The sequence below is a fragment of the Caballeronia pedi genome, from assembly GCF_001544915.2.
Classification (GTDB): domain Bacteria; phylum Pseudomonadota; class Gammaproteobacteria; order Burkholderiales; family Burkholderiaceae; genus Caballeronia; species Caballeronia pedi.
In genome coordinates this window covers 39,213-59,444 of sequence record NZ_FCOE02000017.1, presented here as the reverse complement: position 1 = coordinate 59,444, position 20,232 = coordinate 39,213, and the positions used below count along the sequence as shown (strand labels likewise).

At 63.9% G+C, this 20,232-nt stretch carries 18 protein-coding genes; 13 read left to right on the top strand and 5 right to left on the bottom strand.

What is annotated here, in order from left to right:
- Window positions 1-28: 28 nt before the first annotated feature.
- Genes AWB80_RS23725 through AWB80_RS23705 form a run of 5 tightly spaced genes read left to right on the top strand, consistent with a single transcriptional unit; the run spans window position 29 to window position 4,445 of the window.
- Window positions 29-961, top strand: coding sequence for a TauD/TfdA dioxygenase family protein (locus tag AWB80_RS23725; protein WP_061177104.1), 933 nt, complete (start codon window positions 29-31; stop codon window positions 959-961).
- Window positions 958-2,043: an ABC transporter substrate-binding protein gene (locus AWB80_RS23720; protein WP_061177103.1), complete on the top strand. Its 1,086-nt coding sequence runs from the start codon at window positions 958-960 to the stop codon at window positions 2,041-2,043. Before AWB80_RS23725 ends, AWB80_RS23720 begins: the two co-directional genes overlap by 4 nt.
- Complete coding sequence (locus AWB80_RS23715; protein WP_061177102.1) at window positions 2,044-2,868, top strand: ABC transporter permease; 825 nt, start codon at window positions 2,044-2,046, stop codon at window positions 2,866-2,868.
- Window positions 2,869-2,877: 9 nt separating this feature from the next.
- Window positions 2,878-3,660: an ABC transporter permease gene (locus tag AWB80_RS23710; RefSeq protein WP_061177101.1), complete on the top strand. Its 783-nt coding sequence runs from the start codon at window positions 2,878-2,880 to the stop codon at window positions 3,658-3,660.
- 14 nt (window positions 3,661-3,674) lie between these two features.
- Window positions 3,675-4,445 carry an ABC transporter ATP-binding protein gene (locus AWB80_RS23705; protein WP_061177100.1) on the top strand — a complete coding sequence of 257 codons (771 nt, stop codon included), beginning with the start codon at window positions 3,675-3,677 and terminating at the stop codon, window positions 4,443-4,445.
- Window positions 4,446-4,476: 31 nt separating this feature from the next.
- On the opposite strand, the gene AWB80_RS23700 is transcribed toward AWB80_RS23705, so the two are convergent.
- The 3 genes from AWB80_RS23700 to AWB80_RS23690 form a co-directional block, all read right to left on the bottom strand.
- Complete coding sequence (locus AWB80_RS23700) at window positions 4,477-4,794, bottom strand: hypothetical protein (protein ID WP_061177099.1); 318 nt, start codon at window positions 4,792-4,794, stop codon at window positions 4,477-4,479.
- Window positions 4,795-4,835: 41 nt separating this feature from the next.
- A complete protein-coding gene (locus tag AWB80_RS23695) occupies window positions 4,836-5,129 on the bottom strand; it encodes a hypothetical protein (protein WP_061177098.1) in 294 nt (97 codons plus the stop codon).
- Window positions 5,130-5,270: 141 nt separating this feature from the next.
- On the bottom strand, window positions 5,271-5,645 hold the full coding sequence (locus AWB80_RS23690) for an ester cyclase (RefSeq protein WP_061177097.1): 375 nt from the start codon (window positions 5,643-5,645) through the stop codon (window positions 5,271-5,273).
- A 311-nt stretch (window positions 5,646-5,956) separates the two neighbouring features.
- Here AWB80_RS23690 and AWB80_RS23685 point away from each other — a divergent pair, with 311 nt between their 5' ends.
- The 5 genes from AWB80_RS23685 to AWB80_RS23665 are packed head-to-tail and all read left to right on the top strand — an operon-like array spanning window position 5,957 to window position 11,053.
- Window positions 5,957-7,249 (top strand): gallate dioxygenase, encoded by a 1,293-nt coding sequence (locus AWB80_RS23685; protein ID WP_061177096.1) that lies wholly within the window; start codon window positions 5,957-5,959, stop codon window positions 7,247-7,249.
- Between the two features lie 25 nt (window positions 7,250-7,274).
- Window positions 7,275-8,624: an MFS transporter gene (locus tag AWB80_RS23680; RefSeq protein WP_061177095.1), complete on the top strand. Its 1,350-nt coding sequence runs from the start codon at window positions 7,275-7,277 to the stop codon at window positions 8,622-8,624.
- A gap of 19 nt (window positions 8,625-8,643) precedes the next feature.
- Window positions 8,644-9,669 carry an amidohydrolase family protein gene (locus tag AWB80_RS23675; RefSeq protein ID WP_061177094.1) on the top strand — a complete coding sequence of 342 codons (1,026 nt, stop codon included), beginning with the start codon at window positions 8,644-8,646 and terminating at the stop codon, window positions 9,667-9,669.
- Window positions 9,670-9,671: 2 nt separating this feature from the next.
- Window positions 9,672-10,355 carry a 4-carboxy-4-hydroxy-2-oxoadipate aldolase/oxaloacetate decarboxylase gene (gene ligK, locus AWB80_RS23670; RefSeq protein WP_061177093.1) on the top strand — a complete coding sequence of 228 codons (684 nt, stop codon included), beginning with the start codon at window positions 9,672-9,674 and terminating at the stop codon, window positions 10,353-10,355.
- Between the two features lie 5 nt (window positions 10,356-10,360).
- The gene (locus tag AWB80_RS23665; protein WP_208635680.1) at window positions 10,361-11,053 is read left to right on the top strand and encodes a substrate-binding domain-containing protein; all 693 of its coding nucleotides are present in this window, start codon (window positions 10,361-10,363) and stop codon (window positions 11,051-11,053) included.
- A gap of 49 nt (window positions 11,054-11,102) precedes the next feature.
- On the opposite strand, the gene AWB80_RS23660 is transcribed toward AWB80_RS23665, so the two are convergent.
- Window positions 11,103-12,203, bottom strand: coding sequence for an NADH:flavin oxidoreductase/NADH oxidase (locus AWB80_RS23660; protein ID WP_061177091.1), 1,101 nt, complete (start codon window positions 12,201-12,203; stop codon window positions 11,103-11,105).
- Between the two features lie 114 nt (window positions 12,204-12,317).
- Here AWB80_RS23660 and AWB80_RS23655 point away from each other — a divergent pair, with 114 nt between their 5' ends.
- Entirely contained in the window at window positions 12,318-13,238 is a 921-nt protein-coding gene (locus tag AWB80_RS23655) for a LysR family transcriptional regulator (RefSeq protein WP_061177090.1), read from the top strand.
- Window positions 13,239-13,290: 52 nt separating this feature from the next.
- Here the strand turns inward: AWB80_RS23655 and AWB80_RS23650 are convergent, their stop codons facing one another.
- Window positions 13,291-18,150, bottom strand: a complete 4,860-nt coding sequence (locus AWB80_RS23650; RefSeq protein WP_061177089.1) for a response regulator — start codon at window positions 18,148-18,150, stop codon at window positions 13,291-13,293.
- Between the two features lie 193 nt (window positions 18,151-18,343).
- On the opposite strand from AWB80_RS23650, the gene AWB80_RS23645 reads away from it, so the two are divergent.
- Window positions 18,344-18,598: a DUF6723 family protein gene (locus tag AWB80_RS23645; RefSeq protein ID WP_061177088.1), complete on the top strand. Its 255-nt coding sequence runs from the start codon at window positions 18,344-18,346 to the stop codon at window positions 18,596-18,598.
- A 217-nt stretch (window positions 18,599-18,815) separates the two neighbouring features.
- A complete protein-coding gene (locus AWB80_RS23640; RefSeq protein ID WP_061177087.1) occupies window positions 18,816-20,222 on the top strand; it encodes an MFS transporter in 1,407 nt (468 codons plus the stop codon).
- Window positions 20,223-20,232 lie beyond the last annotated feature (10 nt).

The window sequence follows — 20,232 nt, the reverse complement described above, 5'->3', positions numbered from 1 at the left end:
ACAAACGCATAACCAACGGAGTTTTTCGATGGCCGATATCCCCACGCTCGCCGCCGGGTCCACGCTCGCTCCCGCTGCATCGAATGAACCGTTTCAGGTGCGCGCGATAGGCGGGCGCATCGGCGCGGAAGTACGCGGCGTGACGCTTTCCGCCGATCTCGACGACAACGCCATCGCCGCGCTCAACCAGGCGCTGCTTGATCACAAGGTGCTGTTCTTTCGCGGCCAGTCGCATCTCGACGACGCCGCGCAGGAAGCATTCGCCGCACGCTTCGGCGAGACCGTCGCGCATCCGACCGTGCCTTCGCTTGCGGGCAGCAGCCGCCTGCTCGAACTCGATTCGAAGCACGGCACGCGCGCCAACTCATGGCATACCGATGTCACCTTCGTCGATGCCTACCCGAAGATTTCGATTCTGCGCGGCGTGGTGATTCCGCCCGCGGGCGGCGACACCGTATGGGCCAACACCGCCGCCGCGTACGCGAACCTGCCGGACGTCCTGCGCGAGCTTGCCGACAAGCTGTGGGCGCTGCATTCGAACACCTATGACTACGCCGCGACGCGCAACGCGCCCGACACGGAATCCGAGCGCGAATACCGCAAGCAGTTCACCTCGACGCTGTATGAAACGGAGCATCCGGTCGTGCGCGTGCATCCCGAGACGGGCGAACGCACGCTCATTCTCGGCCACTTCGTGCAGCGTTTCATCGGCCTGTCGCAGCGGGATTCGGACCGTCTGATCGAACTCTTCCACGACCACGTCACCCGCCTGGAGAACACCGTGCGCTGGCGCTGGACGCAAGGCGACGTGGCGATCTGGGACAACCGCGCGACGCAGCATTACGCGGTGGCCGATTATGGCGACGCGCATCGCGTCGTGCGCCGCGCGACCGTGCACGGCGATGTGCCCGTGGGCATCGACGGACGCAGGAGCCGCATCGTCAGGCAGGAAACGCGATGACACTACGATTCAGGCTCCTCATCGGCGCGGCGACGTTGTTCGCCGCGCTCATCGGTCCCGCGCATGCCGCCGATCCCGCCGTGGTGCGCATTGGCGTGGCGCAGCAGGGCAGCGGCGATCCGCCCACGTTCGGCGGGTCGCCTGCCGCGACCGCGCAGTTACAGCATCGCGTCGAGGATGCATTGCAGCCCGCGCACGTGAAAGTCGAATGGATCTTCTTCAAGGGCGCGGGGCCGGCCGTGAATGAGGCCCTCGCGAACAAGCAGATCGATTTCGCGTATCAGGGCGATCTGCCTTCCGTGCTCGGCCGCGCGAACGGACTGAAGACGCGCTTGCTGCTGGCGTCGAACGTGCGCGCGGGCGTCTATCTCGCGGTGCCGCCCGACTCCGATATCAAGAGCGTCAAGGATCTGAAGGGCAAGCGCGTGGGTCTCTTTCGCGGGACGAATCTGCAACTCGTCGCCGATAACGTGCTGAAGGAAAACGGCCTCACGGAACGCGATCTGCGCGTGATCAACCTCGATACCGCCGCGGCGCAGGCCGCGCTCGCATCGAAGGGCGTCGATGCCGTGTTCCTCGACTACTCGCTCTTCAAGCTGCAACGTCAGGGGCTGGCGAAGATCGTGTACGCATCGCGCGACGATGGCTTGCAACTCACGCGACAGGCGCATCTGCTCGTGCTGGAGGACTTCGAGCGCGCGCATCCCGATACCGTGCAGACGGTCGTGACCGCTGTCGTTCAGGCGGCGCAATGGTCGTCCGACGAAGCGAACCGAAATGCGCTCTTCGCGCTGTGGTCGAAGAGCGGCATACCGACCGAATCGTGGGCATCCGAATACGCGAATCAGCCGTTGAAGGATCGCAATTCGCCGCTGATCGATCCGTTCATCGTCGCGCGCTATCAGTCCGTCGCCGATGATGCGCTGCGTTTGAATCTGATCCGTCAGCCTGTGAGCGTGAACGGATGGTTCGAGCCGAAGTATCTGGACCAGGCGTTGAAGTCGCTCAGGCTCGAAGCGTACTGGCCGCGTTTCGATGCGTCGGGCAAGCCGATCGTTCAACGTGTCGCGGAGAATCGATAGATGGCCAACGCCCTGACTCGCGTATTCCTGCCCGCGCATCGTGTGCGCGGGCCGTTATCGAGTGAAGCATGGCGCACGGTCGGCTGGACTGCGCTGCCGTGGATCGTGCCTATCCTTTGCGGCTTGCTGTGGATACTCGGTTCGCATTACGGATGGATTTCCGCGCAAGTGCTGCCGCCGCCCGCGCTCGTGTTCGAAACGCTCGGCGCGCTCGTGAAGAGCGGCGAGTTATGGATGCATCTGTCCGCCAGCATGACGCGCACCGCGGTCGGGTTCGGCGGCGGGGTGCTGCTCGGTATTCTGCTGGGTGGTCTTCTTGGCTTGTCGCGCACGCTGGAAGCGTACGTGCTGCCGAGCTTCAACGCGATCGTGCAGGTGCCCGTGCTCGGCTGGCTGCCGTTTCTGATGATCGTCGTCGGTATTGGCGAGCCGCTGAAGTATCTGCTGATCGGGCATGCCGCGCTCGTTCCCGTCACGCTGTCCACGCTGCAGGGCTTTCGCGGTTCGCCGCGCGCGTTGCAGGAAGTGGCGGCGGTGTATCGCTATACGCGCTGGCAGGTCATCACGCGCGTGACCTTGCCGGCGGCGATTCCCGTCATCGGCACGGGCGTCAGGCTCGCGTTCACGAAGGCGTGGCTCACGCTCGTCGTCGTGGAACTGGTCGCTTCGTCGGAAGGGCTCGGATATCTGATCGTGTATGGCCGTCAGCTTTTTCAGCTCGATCTCGTGCTGGCTTCGGTGCTGATCGTCGGCGCGATCGGTTACGTGGCCGATCGTCTGCTCAACGCGTTCGAGCGCAAGCTTCAGCGCGGCCGCGCCAACTGAGGAGAACCCATGTCGACACTGGATCTGGAAGCGGGCGCCGTCAAGGGATCGTGGCGCGGCCTCGTGCTGCCGCTGGGCGCGCTGGCGGTGTGGTGGTTCGTGTCGCGCGGCGCGCAATTAGGGCACGGCGTGATGGTGTCGCCCGCGCAGGTCTGGGATACCGCCGGGGCGCAGGTTCGCAGCGGGGCGCTCGTGCGTGCGTTGTCGGCATCGCTTGCGCGCGAACTGACGGGCTTTGCGATCGGCACGACACTCGGTCTTGCGCTCGGCGCGTTGCTCGGCATCTCGAAGCTGGCGAACCGCGCGATCGCGCCGAGCTTCAACACCTTCAAGCAAGTGTCGCTGTTCGCGTGGATTCCGCTGATTTCCGTATGGTTCGGCCTGGGCGATGTCGCGAAGGTCGTGTTCCTGTCGCTTGCCGCGCTGGTGCCCGTCGTCATGCATACGAGCGATGGCATTCGCGCGGTGCCCGTGAACTGGCTCGATGTCGCGCGCGCGTATCGCTATGGCAAGTTGCAGACGCTGGCGTATGTGGTGCTGCCCGCCGCGTTGCCGTCGATCTTTACGGGCGTCTATCTCGCGCTCATTTATTCGTGGCTTGCGACTTTGGGCGCGGAGTATCTGCTGGTCGCGGGCAGCGGGATCGGCAATACGCTCGTCGATGGCAGCGAGCAGTTTCGCATGGATCTCGTCGTGTTCGGCGTGATCGTGGTCGGTTTGACGGGGTGGGCGTTGAATGCTTTCGCGCGCGGCGTGCAGCGGCGCTGGTTCGGTGCAGCGCGCGCTGCTTGAGGAGAATCCAGACAATGACGACGGTAATCGAGCAGGGCAGCGGACTGACGCTGCGGCATGTGAGCAAGCGCTTCAACGACGATGCGGCGCCGCCGGTGCTGGATCGAATCGACCTGTCGATCGCGAGCGGGGAGTTCGTGAGCATCGTCGGGGCGAGCGGTTGCGGCAAGTCGACGTTGCTGCGGCTGATCGCGGGACTCGATGGCGATCATGAAGGCGAGATCGGCTTCGATGGCGAGCGCATCGTGACGACGGACCTGTCGCGCGGGATCGTGTTTCAGGATCATCGGCTGTTTCCGTGGCTCGATGTCGAACAGAACGTGGCCGTCGCATTACGCAATGCGCCGCTGTCGAAGGCGGAGAAAGCGCGGGCGGTGGCGGAGCATGTCGCGCTCGTTGGCTTGAAGGGATATGAGCGGCATTATCCGCATCAGTTGTCGGGCGGAATGGCGCAACGCGTCGCGATTGCGCGCGGGCTCGTGAACCGGCCTCGATTGCTGCTGCTCGATGAGCCGTTCGGTGCGCTCGATGCGTTGACGCGCCGTCGCTTGCAACTCGAACTGCAGCGGATCTGGGAGCGCGAGCGGATCACGATGGTGCTCGTCACGCATGATGTCGAGGAAGCGGTGCTGCTTTCGGATCGCGTTGTCGTGATGGAGGCGCGGCCGGGGCGGATTGGGGATGTGATCGAGGTGGGATTGGCGAGGCCGCGGAAGGTGGGGGACGCCAGGCTCACGCGGTTGCGGGATGAGATTGTGGGGAGGTTTTTTTCGAGTGGTTCGTGACGATGTCGTAAATCGCGATCCAGGTTTCCTGTCAACGCTTCGCGATGCGCGAGTTGTGACGGCGATCAATGAGTCTGCCCACAATCTTGTAAAGCGCGACTATGACAATCCCCATCATGACCCAGCAAGCGATGAGCGAGAACAGCATCGACAACATGCTTATATCGTCGGGATCGCGAAAATCAGCATTGCCTGTGTGGTCGAGCACGAAACGCATTGTGTCGTACATCCATTCCGGCATTTCGTAGAAAACGCCGTAAGCAAGAAATCGTGCAAGATGCACGCCCCCGAGGAATATGATCAGCGACAGTGCGACGACGCGTGCCGCGATCCGCAGCTTATGTTTCAACGGAATTCCAGCGTGCCGTAGGTCAAGAGCGTTGAAGCTTTTTATCGAAGCGTCCGGGCATAACGGTGGACGAGTTGCCGGGAGATTTTATAGAACACGATCAACGCTATCGCGACCGCGATCCAGCATGCGACAAGCGTCGACAAAAGCGCGATCCCACTGAGATCGTCGGGTTCGCGGATATCTGCGTTACCCGTGTTATCGAGCACGACGCGGATCGTTTGATGCATCCAATCAGGCATCTCCGTCATGTATCTATAGACGAGAAAGTTGGCGAGGCGCGCGCCCGCATAGTGCACGACGAGCAGGAACGTGATCAGGCGAGCCGCGATCATTTGAGCCTCACAACGATAAATGTGCTAACGGTATCGTTTACGAGTCTTTCAATGTATGGATTTTGGTAAAAGCCTGAATCGATGTCAGCTGGCACGTAATGCGCCATTCCAGTTGAATTTAAGCATCGAGAAATCGGGAGCCTAAATCTGCGCCTCGATCGCGGCCTTATCGATCACCGACCAGACGTTGTCAATTTTCCCGTCGCGGAATTCATAGAAAACATTCTCGCAAAAGACCACTCGCTTTCCATTCACAGGCAAGCCCATGAAAACCCCCTTCGGCGCGCATTCAAAGCGCAATCTGCAAGCGACGCGCGGCGGCTCTGCAATCAACAGTTGAATATCGAAGAAGAGATCCGGAATCTCGCGAAAATCCTTCTTCAGCATGTCGCGATAATCATCGAGCGTCAGCGTCCGCCCGTTGTAATGCAGCGCATCATGAACGAACGTGCTGAGATTGCCCCAGTCCTGCGCGTTCAGGCACGCGATGTATCCTCGATAAATATCTGCAAGCATCGGATGCGCTCCACGAAAGAATAGCGATCCGCGCATCCTCTCATAGGGCGCGGCAGCTCCTCAAACTCACCCCGCTTGCGTCCTGCTTCACCAGCCATCAGTTTTGTTTATCGGCTTATCGGTGACGTGGTGCCTCGGAACTTCCCCGCCCGCCGCGCCACAGCGGCCTCCCACCCCCTTCAAACCCCATCCCCACCAACAAAGTACTGGTTAACACGTAATACCCGCGCCACCTCCTTCCTCGCTAACCTTCGGCTTCAGTTTCCCTAAAGCAAGCCCGCTCGGCCACGCATTCTGAAGGAGTAGCGCACATGGCACGGATCATCGGAGGCATTGCCGCCTCGCATACACCGACTATCGGTTTCGCGTTCGACAAGAACAAGCGCGACGATCCCGTCTGGGCGCCGATCTTCGAGAATTTCGCGCCGCTCGCGAACTGGCTCGCGGAGAAGCAACCCGATGTCATCGTCACGATCTACAACGACCACGTCACGTCGTTCTTTTTCGATCACTATTCGGCGTTCGCGCTCGGCGTGGGCCCGGAATGGCGCGTCGCGGACGAGGGCGGCGGCGCGCGCGACCTGCCGCCGATCAAAGGTCATCCGGCGCTCGCCGCGCACATCGGCACGTCGCTGATGTCCGACGAATTCGACATGTCGTTCTTCCAGAACAAGGCGCTCGACCACGGCTGCTTCTCGCCGCTCTCGATGCTGTGTCCGCACAAACCCGAATGGCCCGTCAAGCTCGTGCCGCTGCAAATGGGCGTGCTGCAATTGCCCGTGCCGAGCGCGCGCCGTTTCTACAAGCTCGGTCAGGCGCTGCGCCGCGCGATCGAAAGTTATCCCGAAGACATCAAGGTCGCGATTCTCGCCACAGGCGGTCTCTCGCATCAGGTGCACGGCGAGCGCGCGGGCTTCAACAACACGGAATGGGATGCGCGTTTCCTCGATCTCTTCGAGCGCGATCCCGAGCAACTCGCGGACATGACGCTCGCGGAATACGCGGCGCTCGGCGGCTACGAAGGCGCCGAAGTGATCATGTGGCTGACGATGCGCGGCGCGCTGTCGTCGAATGTCGTGTGCAAGCATCGCAGCTATTACCTGCCGTCGATGGCCGGCATCGCGACGGCGATCTACGAAGGCGAGGACAGCGAGACGAAGCCGGCGATCGTCGAGCGTCATCGTCAGAAGATGGCGGTGCAACTGACCGATGTCGAGAAGCTCGACGGCACCTATCCGTTCTCGATCGAGACCGCAGTGCGCGCATATCGCATCAACGATTATCTGCATCGCATGGTCGAGCCCGCGCATCGCGAGGCGTTCAAACAGGACGAAGAAGCGAGCTTCGAAGCGGCGGGTCTCGGCGAACAGGAGCGCGATCTGATCCGACGACGCGACTGGCAAGGCCTGCTTCACTACGGCGTGATCTTCTTCATGCTCGAAAAGCTCGGCGCGGTCACGGGCGTATCGAACCTGCATATCTACGCCGCGATGCGCGGTGAAACGCTCGAGGAATTCCAGAAGACACGCAACGCCCCCGGCGCACTGTATTCGGTGGCGGGCAAGGGCGCGGGCAAGCTCGACTGGGACAAGGCGAAGAACTGAATAAAAGAGGAGACAGGAGACAAACATGGATATCCGTAAAACCATCGACATCAAGAGCTTCATCGACGAACGTCCCATTGCCGCCTACCAGTGGCTGCTGGTCGCGCTGTGCTTCCTCGTCGTGATGGCCGACGGCATGGACGTGGCCATCATGGGCTTCGTCGCGCCTTCGATCATCGCGGACTGGCATATCTCGCGCCCCGCGTTCGGTCTCGTGATGAGCGCGGCGCCCATCGGTCTCGTGATCGGCGCATTGGCGGCCGGGCCGGCATCGGATCGCATCGGGCGCAAGTGGGTCTTGATCACCTCCGTGTTCCTCTTCGGTGTGTTCACGATCGGGACCGCGTTCACGACCTCGCCCATGAGCATGGCGGTGTTGCGCCTGTTGACCGGCATCGGCCTCGGCGCCGCGATGCCCAACACGACGACGCTGCTCTCCGAGTACGCACCGCAACGCAAGCGCGCGCTGCTCATCACGATCATGTTCACGGGCTTCAATCTCGGCTCGGCGCTGATCGGCTTCGTCGCGGGCTGGCTGATTCCGGTGCACGGCTGGCGCTCGGTGCTGATCTTCGGCGGTGCGTTGCCGCTCGCGCTGATTCCGCTGCAGATGTGGCTCCTGCCCGAATCGGCGCGTCTGCTCGCGGTGCGCGGCGCGACGTCCGCGCGCATCGGCAAGGTGCTCGGCCGCGTGTGCGGTGCGCGCTTCGACGGCAGCGAAACCTTCGTGTCGAACGAACCGCCGCTGCCGACGAAAAGGCCTATCGGCGTGCTGTTTTCGCACGGCTACGGTCTGATGACCGGTGCGCTGTGGGTCACGTATTTCATGGGCCTGCTCGTGATCTATCTGCTGACCGGCTGGCTGCCGACGCTGATGAAGGACGCGGGCCTCACGGTCTCCGCAGCGGCGAACATCACCGCGATGTTCCAGATCGGCGGCACGATCGGCGCGATCATCGTCGGCTGGATCATGGACAAGGCACGCCCGGCGCCCGTCATCAGCGCGGCCTATCTCGGCGGCGCGGTGTGCGTGCTCGGGCTGGCGTGGATCGGCGCGTTGTCGTCGTCGCTTGCGATGCTCGTGTTCGCAGCGGGCTTCTGCATGAGCGGCGCGCAAACGGGCCTGAACGCCTTCGCGCCTGGACGTTATCCGACGGTCGCGCGTGCCACCGGCGTGAGCTGGATGCTCGGCATGGGCCGCTTCGGCAGCATCTTCGGTTCCGCGTTCGGCGGTGCGCTGCTCGGCCTCGGCTGGGAGTTCGGCGCGATCCTCGCGATGCTCGCCGTACCCGCGACGCTCGCGGCCCTCGCGATTCTCGTGGCGCAGCGCACGCGTGTCGACGAAGCGCACGCACAGACGACGGCAGCACATTAACGAGTATCTGGAGTAAGGCATGATCATCGACATACACGGCCATTACACGACCGCGCCCAAGGCGCTCGAAGCGTGGCGCAACCGGCAGATTGCAGGCATCAAGAGTCCTTCGGAGATGCCGGCCGCATCCGAGCTGCGTATCAGCGACGATGAACTGCGCGAATCGATCGAAACGAATCAGCTTCGACTGATGCGCGAACGCGGCCTCGATCTCACCGTGTTCAGCCCGCGCGCGAGCTTCATGGCGCATCACATCGGCGACTTCGAAGTGTCGAGCACGTGGGCTGCGATCTGCAACGAACTGTGCTATCGCGTGAGCGAACTTTTCCCCGATAGCTTCGTGCCGGCGGCGATGCTGCCGCAGAGTCCGGGCGTCGATGTCGCGACGTGCGTTCCCGAGCTCGTGAAGTGCGTCGAGCAGTACGGCAATGTCGCGATCAACCTGAACCCGGACCCGTCGGGCGGACACTGGACCAGCCCGCCGCTCTCGGACCGCTCGTGGTATCCGGTCTACGAGAAGATGGTGGAATACGACATCCCCGCGATGATTCACGTGAGCACGAGCTGCAACGCGTGTTTTCATACGACGGGCGCGCACTATCTGAACGCCGACACAACGGCGTTCATGCAGTGCCTCACGTCCGATCTGTTCCGCGATTTTCCGACGCTCAAGTTCGTGATTCCCCACGGCGGCGGCGCGGTGCCGTATCACTGGGGACGCTTCCGCGGGCTCGCGCAGGAGCTGAAAAAGCCCTTGCTGAAGGATCATTTGCTCAACAACATTTTCTTCGATACATGCGTGTATCACCAGCCGGGCATCGACTTGCTGACGCGCGTGATTCCCGTCGACAACATTCTGTTCGCGAGCGAGATGATCGGCGCGGTGCGCGGCATCGATCCTGAAACGGGGCATTATTTCGACGACACGAAGCGCTATGTCGAGGCGGCGCACATCGAGCCGGAAGCGCGCTACAAGATTTACGAAGGCAACGCGCGCCGCGTGTATCCGCGACTGGATGCGGCGCTCAAAGCGAAAGGACGTTGACTATGTACGAACTGGGAGTGGTGTATCGAAACATCGATCGCGCGAACGCGGACGCAGCCGAAAAGCTCGGCGCGCTCGGCTCGGCGACGGTGCACGAAGCGATGGGCCGCGTCGGCCTGATGAAGACCTATATGCGGCCGATCTACACCGGCGCGCAGGCGGGCGGCACGGCGGTGACCGTGTTGCTGCAACCGGGCGACAACTGGATGATGCATGTCGCGGCCGAGCAGATTCGTCCGGGCGATATCGTCGTGGCCGCCTGCACGACCGATAACACCGACGGCTTCTTCGGCGACCTGCTCGCGACGAGCTTCAAGGCACGCGGCGCGCGTGCGCTCATCATCGATGGCGGCGTGCGCGACGTGCGCGTGCTGACGGAGATGAACTTCCCCGTCTGGAGCCGTGCGATCTCGGCGAAAGGCACGGTGAAGGCGACGCTCGGCTCGGTGAACATTCCTGTCGTGTGCGCGGGCGCGCTGGTGACGCCCGGCGATGTGATCGTCGCGGATGACGACGGCGTCGTCGTCGTGCCTTCGGCATCGGCGCAGCAAGTGCTCGACAAGGCCATCGCGCGGGAGGCGCTCGAAGAAGAGAAGCGCGCGAAGCTCGCGAGCGGCGTGCTCGGCCTCGATATGTACAAGATGCGCGAACCGCTGGAAAAGGCGGGCTTGCGCTATATCGACTGACGCCCATGAGTATCACAGGCATCTCTTCGATGGCGACGCGCCAGGTGTTGAACGAGCTTGCTTCGGCTTATGAGGCGAGGGCGGGAGAGCGCGTGGCGATCGAATCGGTGGGCGGCGTCGCGGCGTTCAGGCGCGTCGATGAAGGTGAGGCGTTCGACATCGTCGTGCTTGCATCGGACGCGATCGACCGGCTCGCGGCGTCGGCGCGCGTCGATGCAGCGAGCCGCGTGCGCGTTGCGCGCTCGGGCGTGGCGGTTGCGGTGGCGTCGGGCGCGCCGCGTCCTTCCATCGACGATGAAGCCGCCGTGCGCGAAGCGGTGCTCGCTGCGCGCAGCATCGGCTATTCGACGGGGCCGAGCGGTGTGTATCTGACGCGTCTTTTCGAACGCTGGGGCATTGCGGAGCCCATCGCATCGCGCATCGTGCAGGCGCCGCCGGGCGTCGCGGTGGGCACGCTCATCGCGCGCGGCGAAGTCGAACTGGGCTTTCAGCAGATGAGCGAGATGATCGGCGTCGAAGGCATCGATGTGCTCGGCATGTTGCCGCCCGGGATTCAGACGCTGACGATATTCGAAGCCGCGATATGTGCGAACGCTTGCGAGCCGCAGCGTGCGCGTGCGTTTCTTGCGTTCATCGCGTCATCGGATGCCGACAGCGCGAAAGTACGGAACGGCATGGAGCCGTGCCAGCCGGCATAGTTGAAAAGCGCGCAACGATCACGTTGCGCGCTTTTCACTTCGAGAGACGTCATTCAGCCACGGCGTAACGTTCGAGCCAATGCGCGTACGGCGCAGGCAACGCCCACGAAGGCCGCTCGACCTTCAACTGCTTCGCCGCCTGATACGGCCAGTGCGGATTCGACAGATGCGCGCGGCCGACCATCACGAGATCGAGCTGACCCGATTCGACAGCCTGTTCCGCGTTCGGCGGCGAATCGAATCCCCATGCCGATGCAACCGGAATCTCCGCTTCACGACGCACACGCTCCGCGATCGGGCCGAGGAACGCCGGTCCCCACGGAATGCGCACATCGGGCGTCGAGAAGCCGACGCTCACGCTCATCAGATCGAGGCCTTTGCGACGCAGCGTCTTCGTCAGTTCGATCGATTCGTTCAGCGTGACTTCATCGCGGCCGTCGTATTCGATGACACCGAAGCGCGCCGTCAACGGCAGGTTCTCCGGCCACACTTCACGCACCGCATCGAAGGTCTCGACGATGAAGCGGCTGCGGCCCGCGAGATCGCCGCCGTACTGGTCATCGCGCTGATTCGCATCGACGGAGAAGAAGCTCTGCGCGAGATACCCGTGCGCGAAGTGCAGTTCGAGCCATTCGAAGCCCGCCTCGCGCGCGCGGCGCGTGGCCGCTGCGAAGTCCGCTTTCACGCGTTCGATATCTTCGAGCGTCATCGCCTTGGGCACTTTCGGCAGTCCCGCGCCGAATGCGACGGACGAAGGTGCGAGCGTGTCCCAGCCGCGTGCGTCGTCGGCTGCGATGTGATCGTCGCCTTCCCACGGACGATTCGCGCTCGCCTTGCGGCCCGCATGCGCGATCTGGATGCCAGGCACCGCGCCTGCGGCCTTGATCGCCGTGGCGATCTTCTTCATACCTTCGATTTGCGCATCGTCCCAGAGGCCCGTGCATCCCGGCGTGATACGGCCTTCCGGCGACACGCCCGTCGCCTCGACGATCACGAGGCCCGCGCCGCCGCGCGCGAGGCTCGCGTAGTGGCTGACGTGCCAGTCGTTGACGAAGCCGTCGATGGCGCTGTACTGGCACATCGGCGGAATGGCGATGCGGTTGCGCAACGTGACGTCTTTCAGTTTGAACGGAGTGAAAAGTGCTGACATCGTGTGTTCTCTGGTTCGGATGACCGAAGTCGAATTGAGTTGAGGGCTCCAGATTAACCCGTACGTGCCATAATGAAAACTATCTGCAAGTTATCAATTCGATAAAATTTTGTGATGCTCAATCCGACCTGGCTGCGCACCTTTCTTGCGCTCGTCGAAACTGGCAACTTCACGCGTGCCGCCGAACGGCTCGATCTGACGCAGGCTGCCGTGAGCCAGCATCTTCGTCATCTCGAAGACGCGCTCGGGCTGCTCGTGATTCGCCGTTCGCGCGGCATCGAACTGACGCCGGCTGGGCGTGCGCTGATCGACTACTGTGACGAGATGGAACTGGCGAGCAAGCGTCTCGTGTCGCGTCTGTCGGACAGTGAGGATGAAGCGGGCGAGATCGGTCTCATCACACCGGGCAGCATCGGGCTGGTGCTGTTTCCCCTGTTGCTGGACTTGCAGCAGCAGCGGCCCGAATGGAAGATGAGGCATCGCTTCGCGCCGGATTCCGAAGTGCTCGAAGCCGTATTGGAGAGTCGCTACGATCTCGGCATCGTTGCATTGAAGCCGGATGATCCGCGTCTTGCCGCGAGCAAGTTCATCGAGGAGCCGCTCGAACTCGTCGTGCCCGCGAATGCGGATGTGCATGCCTGGAGCGATCTGGAAAGGCTTGGTTTCATCGACTATCCCGAAGCGCATATGACGGCCAGCCGCTTGCTGAGCAGGCGCTTTCCGGGCAATCCGGGCGTGGGCAGCCTGCGGCGGCAGGGCTTCAGCAACCAGATCAGCCTCATTCCGGAATTCGTCGCGCGGGGCCTGGGCTTCACCGTGATACCGCGCTATGCGCGTATTGCGTTCGGCAAGCCGGAGGCGATCGGCGTGGTGGAGTGCGGCGCGCCGGTCGTCGATACGCTGTGGCTCATTCGTCGCGCGGAATGGCCGTTGCCGGCGCGTTGCGCGCGGGTGGTGGAGTATTTGCGGGAGCGGGTGAGTGTTCCTGCCATGAAGGCAGATACGAGGATGCGGGCGGTCAAGGCGCGGGGTTAGTCGATGTGGGCAGTGCGCCGCGTGCGGCAACAACGAAGCCCGAGCAGGCGACTCATGCCGCCACCACCGCATTCAAGGCATTGATCAACGCCAGCGGATCGAAAGGCTTGCGCAACTGCACGGCTTTCGGCAGCGCCCGCCGCTCCTCCTCGCTGAGCGCGAGATCGAACCCCGTCACGAACACGACCCCGAGTCCCGTCGTCTCCCGACTGGCTGCGAGCGCAAGCTCGACACCCGAACGCCCCGCAAGATCCACATCCGTCAACAGCACCTCGAAGCGATGCGCCCGCAACAACCCGAGCGCCTCGTCCACACTGCCCGTATCGATCAAATCGAGCCCGAACGTGCGCATCAGTTCCGCGGTGCTCGCGCGCACGAGCTCATTGTCTTCCACGTACAGCACGCGCACGCGCGAAAGCACATCGTCCTGTTCGCTGCCCGGCAGGCGCGTATCGTCGATATCCACGGCCACCGGCGCCGCGTCCTGCACACGTTGCCCCAGAACGTGGCGCACCTTGCGCGCCAACGCCTCGTGCGTATAAGGCTTGCTCAACAGATCGATGCCCTCGTCGAGTCTTCCCGCATGGACGATCGCGTTATCCGTATAGCCCGACGTGAACAGCACCGCGATTCCCGGCACGCGCTCACGCGCCTTGCGCGCCAGCTCGGTGCTGCGCAACGGCCCGGGCATCACGACATCGGTGAAAAGCAGATCGATCGGCACGCCGCTCTCGACGATCGCCAGCGCGCTCTGCGCATCCTTCGCACGCAACACGCGATAGCCGAGATCCGCAAGCAGTTCGACCACCGTCGCGCGCACTTCTTCATCGTCCTCGACGACGAGAATGGTCTCGCTGCCGCCCTTCGCAGGGCCGGGGTCGATATTCGTTTCCAGATCCTCTTCCTCGCGCGCGCGCGGCAAATAGATGCGCACCGTCGTGCCGTGTCCCTGCTCGCTGTACACCTTCACATGCCCGCCGGACTGCTTGACGAAGCCGTACACCATCGAAAGCCCGAGGCCCGTGCCCTGACCCTCGCGCTTGGTCGTGAAGAACGGCTCGAACGCGCGCTCCTGCACTTCGGGCGACATGCCCGAGCCCGTGTCGGTAACCGCGACCATTACGTACTGGCCGGGGGAAACATCGGCGTTGCGCAGCGCGTAGGTTTCATCGAGCGATGCATTGCCGGCTTCGATCGTCAGCCTGCCGTGGCCGTTCATCGCGTCGCGCGCGTTGATCGCGAGATTGAGCAGCGCGTTCTCGACCTGAAACGGATCGACGAGCGTATTCCACAAACCACCCGTCACGACGGTCTCGATCTCGATGCCGTCGCCGAGCGCGCGCCGGAACATGTCGTCGAGGCCGCGCACGAAGCGGCCGAGGTTGACGACCTTCGGCGCGAGCGGCTGACGTCTCCCGAATGCGAGCAGTTGCGACGCCAGATTCGCGCCGCGCGCCACGCCCGCGAGCGCGCTTCTCACGCGCTGCTCGGGCTTGTCCTGTCCGGCGACATCCTTCGCGAGCAACTGCAGATTGCCGCCGATCACCTGCAGCAGGTTGTTGAAGTCATGCGCGATGCCGCCCGTCAGCTTGCCGATCGCTTCCATCTTTTGCGCCATGCGCAGGGCTTCTTCCGCGTGACGCAGCGCGTCGGCGGTTTCGCGGTCTGTCGTCACGTCACGGCCCACGCCGTGAATGCGCCGCGTGCGCGGATCGAGCGAGACCGTCCACGCGATCCAGCGCCAGCCGCCGTCCGAACGGCTCAGGCGGCATTCGTAGCGCACGGGCAGGCCGCTCGCGCGCAGACTATCGAGTTCCGCGGCGGCGGCGCGCGCATCGTCGGGATGCACGAGGTCCATCACCGTGTGCGAATGCAGCCGCTGCGAGTCGAAGCCGAGCACCGTCGTCCATGAGGGACTCACGCGCAACAGCGCGCCTTCGAAGCTCGCGACGAAGAACAGGTCTTCGCTCAGCTCCCACAGACGATCGCGATCGGCGACGGCGTCGGCGACGCGGCGCTCCAGTGTCTCGTTCAGATCGCGCAGCGCATCTTGCGCCTTCGTGCGTTCGGCGATATCGTCCTGCGCAGCCTGAAAGAGGCGCGCATTATCGATGGCGATCGCCGCCTGCGCCGCGATGCCCGTGAGGATCCGTTCCGAGCGTTCGGTGAATACGCCCGGCTCCGGATGGCCGAAGAAGAGGCCGCCGAGCACTTCGCCCGTGCGCGAGAGCACCGGCGCGGCGAGATAGCTGCACACGGCGAGATGGCCCTTCGGCATGCCATGATGCGGCGCGTTGTGACCGTAGCGCGCATCTTTCGTGATGTCGTCCGAGCGCACGATGCCTTCGCCCGCGAACGTCGGGCCGAACACGGCGGTGTTGCGCGGCATCGGGAACTTCGCGAAGGTATCCTTCGGCACGCCCGAGAGCGTATAGAGCGTGTAGCGGCCGCCCTTGTCGTCGAGCACGTTGTAGAAGAACGAGCCGAAGGCGGCGCCGGTCAGCTCGGTCGCGGCGTCGACGACGACCTGCACCGCACGGCTCAGTTCGAGTTCGCCCGCGACCGTCGCGCCGACGCGATTGAGGATTTCGAGCGTGCGCGATTCGTCGCGCAGCTTCTGCTCGGTCGCGTTACGCAGCCGCGCGAGGCGCAGATTGCTCGCCACGCGCGCGAGCAGTTCGCGCGCGGCGAAGGGCTTGGTCAGATAATCGTCCGCGCCCGCTTCGAGGCCTTCCACACGCGCCTCTTCGCCCGCGCGCGCCGACAGCAGCACGACCGGCGTCTCGCGCAGCGCCTCGTCCTCGCGCAGCGCGCGCAGCAGCCCGAAGCCGTCGAGGCGCGGCATCATCACGTCGGAGACGATCACTTCCGGATGCATCGTGCGGGCCATCGCGAGGGCGGCTTCGCCATCGGCGGCGACGTGCACGTCGTGGCCCGCGCCGATCAGCATGCGGCGCATGTAGTCGCGCAGATCGGCGTTGTCGTCGACGACGAGCACGCGGCCCGGCAGCGCATCCGGCGGCGTCGGTTCAACGGTCGCGCCGAGCGGCGTGTCTTCGTCGCTTTCGAGTGCGGCCGGCTCGCCCGCGTCCGGCATCCAGCGCATGGCCGCATCGACATACGAACGCGCGCGGATGCTCGCCTCGGCGTGCGGCGCATCGGTCATTTCGCGCGGCACGGGCAGCGAGATAGTGAAGCACGCGCCGCGCCCGAGCGTGCTCTGCACGCGGATCGAGCCGCCGTGCAGCTTGACGAGCTCCTGAACCATCGCGAGCCCGATGCCGCTGCCTTCCACCGACCGGCCCGCCGCGCCCGCGACGCGATGAAAGCGCTCGAACACGCGCGCGAGTTCGTGCTCCGGAATGCCGATGCCGCTGTCGCGCACGCTCAGTTCGATGCCGTGTCCGGCGTGCGGATGCAGCGAGATGCGGATCGCGCCGTCGAACGTGAACTTGAACGCGTTCGACAGCAGGTTCATCACGATCTTTTCCCACATGTCGCGGTCGATGTCCGCGATCACGGGCGTCGGCGGGATATCGATCTCGAGGCGCAGACCGGCCGACTCGATCGCCGAGCGAAACAGCGACGCGAGCTCGGCGGTGAACACGGCGATGTCCGTCGGCTGCCGATGAATCTCGATGCGCCCGGCCTCGATGCGCGAGAAGTCCAGCAGCGCGTTGACGAGCTTCAGGAGCCGCAAGCCGTTGCGATGCATGATCTCGACGACGCGCAGGTCGTCGTGACCGATGCGCTCCGGATTCGCGAGCAGTTCTTCGAGCGGGCCGAGCATCAGCGTGAGCGGCGTCCTGAACTCGTGGCTGATGTTGGAGAAGAAGGTGGTTTTCGCGCGGTCGATTTCGGCGAGCGCTTCGGCGCGGCGGCGTTCTTCGTCGTACGCGTGCGCGTAGCCGATCGCCGCGCCGATCTGGTTCGCGACCAGATTCATGAACGCGCGATAGCCTTCGTCGTAGAGCCGGTATGGATTGAGCGCCGCGATCAGGACGCCCGCGCGGCCGGTCTCGCCGCCGGGCGAGATCGGCAACAGCACCGCGCTTTGCGCCGCGACGCTCCATGCCCCGGCGGGCAGCGGCGCGTCGAAGCGCGCGTGCAGGTCCGTCTCGAGGCGCGCCGCGTTGTCGCGCAGCACGTCCTGAAGGGGCCACGGGCTCGGATCCGACGTGCGCAGGATCGCGGGCGCGGCCGGATGGCCCGGCTCGATGCCGCAAGCGCCGACGAGCGTCGCCGTGTCGCCGCCCGGTGCGGCCGCGTAGAGCAGCGCGAAGGGCATGTCGCGCGATGCGTTGCCGAGCGCGTTCATCGACAGTTCGCACGCCTCGCGCCAGGTGCGCGCATCGGCCGCCGATGCAGCGAGTTCGCGCAGCACGTTCAACTGGCGTTCGCCGAGCACGCGTTGCGTGTCGTCGCTGTTCGCGCAGATGATGCCGCCCGCGCCGCCGCGGTCGTCGGGAATCGGGCTGTAGGAGAACGTGTAGTACGTTTCTTCCGGAAAGCCGTTGCGCTCCATGATGAGGAGCTTCTGTTCGACGAATGTGCCTTCGCTTCCGACGAGCGCGCTGTCGAGCAGCGGGGCGATCTCGCTCCAGATTTCGCGCCAGACGACCGAGGTCGGCTGGCCGAGCGCCTGCGGATGCTTCCCGCCGATGATCGATTTGTACGCGTCGTTATAGAAGAACAGCAGGTCGGGACCCCAGCCGACCCAGATCGGCTGGCGCGACGTCAGCATGATCCGAATGGCCGTCTTGAGGCTTTGCGGCCAGTGTTCGGGCCAGCCCAGCGCGGTTTGCGTCCAATCGAAACTGCGGATGAGCGCGCCCATTTCGCCGCCGCCCAGAAGGAAGCTCGGGCCGGGCCCGTTCGTCCTTGTATCCGCGATCAGATTGTCAGCTTTCATCGACGCTCGTTCTCCCGCCCGGTTTCCCCGGCTCCCGTCAGAGTGATTTCGAATTCTCGCACGGAACGCGCTTCGATTCGCATCGGCCGCGCATGGCAGGCCCGTCAGCAAAGGCGCGCAGAGCGGAACGCTTCTTGCTGAATCGATGCCGACACGAACACGCCGCCCGCCGATCCACACCATGTCGAGACCCATGCCTAGAACCACACTGATATCCGAAACAGGGGCATACGAAGGCTTCGACATCTACGCGTCGTACGTGGTGAATGCGACGGGCATGCATATCGGCACGTTGAAGGTCGTGCGCAAGCGCGACAAGCGCGTGCTCTATCCGTTCGACGGCTGCGAGACCATCGGTCCGTTCGAGTCCAGCGAGGATGCGCGGCATGCCGCCGAAGCGCTCGGCAGACGGATCGTCACTGCGGATATCTCTAATCCAGAGCCTTGAACGATTGTCCTATGACGCTCGTGGGATTCGGTAAGAAACCCGCCTGGTTCGCCGTCGGGCGGCAAGAATGAACCGTTGTCTGGGGAAAACCCCATCGTCCTCATCGTCCTAGGACATGCGGGGCAAGCTGCGTGCGTCTGTATCTTGGACTCATGGCGGTGCTTGGCGCGCGAACGCGAGCCAAGCACCGGGTCACCGACGCATCAGGACAACGACTATGAGTTACGTGCAACCCTCCACGAGCAAAGACGCGCAGACGGCGCACGATGCGCAAGCGCGCGGGCCGATCAGGCGCGCCATGGCGGCATCGGCCATCGGCAACGCGACCGAATGGTTCGACTACGGCATCTATAGCTACGGCCTCACTTATATTTCAGCCGCGCTGTTTCCCGGCAGCACCGCGCAGGCGACGCTCTTCGCGCTCGCGACTTTCGCGATCTCCTTCCTCGTCCGGCCGCTCGGCGGACTCTTCTGGGGACCGCTCGGCGACCGGCTCGGCCGCAAGCATGTGCTCGCGCTGACCATCCTCATCATGTCGATGGCGACCTTGCTCGTCGGCCTGTTGCCTTCGTATGCGAGCATTGGCTTGTGGGCGCCGGCGGCGCTGGTCGTGCTGCGCATGATTCAGGGCTTTTCGACCGGCGGTGAATACGGCGGCGCGGCGACCTTCATGGCCGAGTACGCACCCGATCACAAGCGCGGTTTCTGCGGCAGTTTCCTCGAATTCGGCACGCTTGCGGGCTTCTCGCTCGGGGCGCTTCTGATGCTGGGCTGTTCGGTCCTGCTCGGCAACGACGCGATGCATGCATGGGGCTGGCGTCTGCCGTTCGTCGTCGCGGCGCCGCTCGGTCTGATCGGGCTGTATCTGCGTTCGAAGATGGAGGACACGCCGGTGTTTCGCGAATGCGCCGAAGCGGCGGAGAGCGGGAATCATGCGGGCGTGCCGTTGCGCGAACTGTTCGCGGACTACTGGAAGCCGCTGCTGCAACTCGGTGGACTGGTCGTCGCGCTCAACGTGGTGAACTATGTGCTGCTCGCCTATATGCCGACGTTCATGAAGAAGGAACTCGGCATGAGCGATAACCTTTCGCTGCTGCTGCCCCTGATCGGCATGTTGTCGATGATGGTGCTGCTGCCGTTCGCCGGTGCGCTGTCGGATCGCATCGGACGCAAGAAGGTGTGGTGGCTTTCGCTCGTCGGCATCTTTGTGGCAGCCGTGCCGATGTTTTCGTTGATGTCGCATGGCATTGCGGGCGCACTGATCGGGCTTGCCGTGCTGGGGCTGCTCTACGTGCCGCAACTCGCGAGCATCTCGGCGATGTTCCCCGCGATGTTCCCGACGCAGGCGCGGTATGCGGGGATGGCGATCGCCTATAACCTCTCGACGTCGATCTTCGGCGGCACCGCGCCGATGGTCACCGATTGGCTCATCGGGCGGACGGGCAATACGCTGGTGCCGGCGTATTACATGATGGGCGCTTGTGTGGTGGGGGCGGTTGCGCTGCTGTTCGTGACCGAGACGGTGGGGTGCTCGCTGCGCGGGCGAGGGATGCCCGGTGCTGTAGCAGGGATGCGGCGGGAGGAAGTCGTGATGGAGAGTGTGCCGGAGCATCGGCATGCTTGATGCGGTTTTG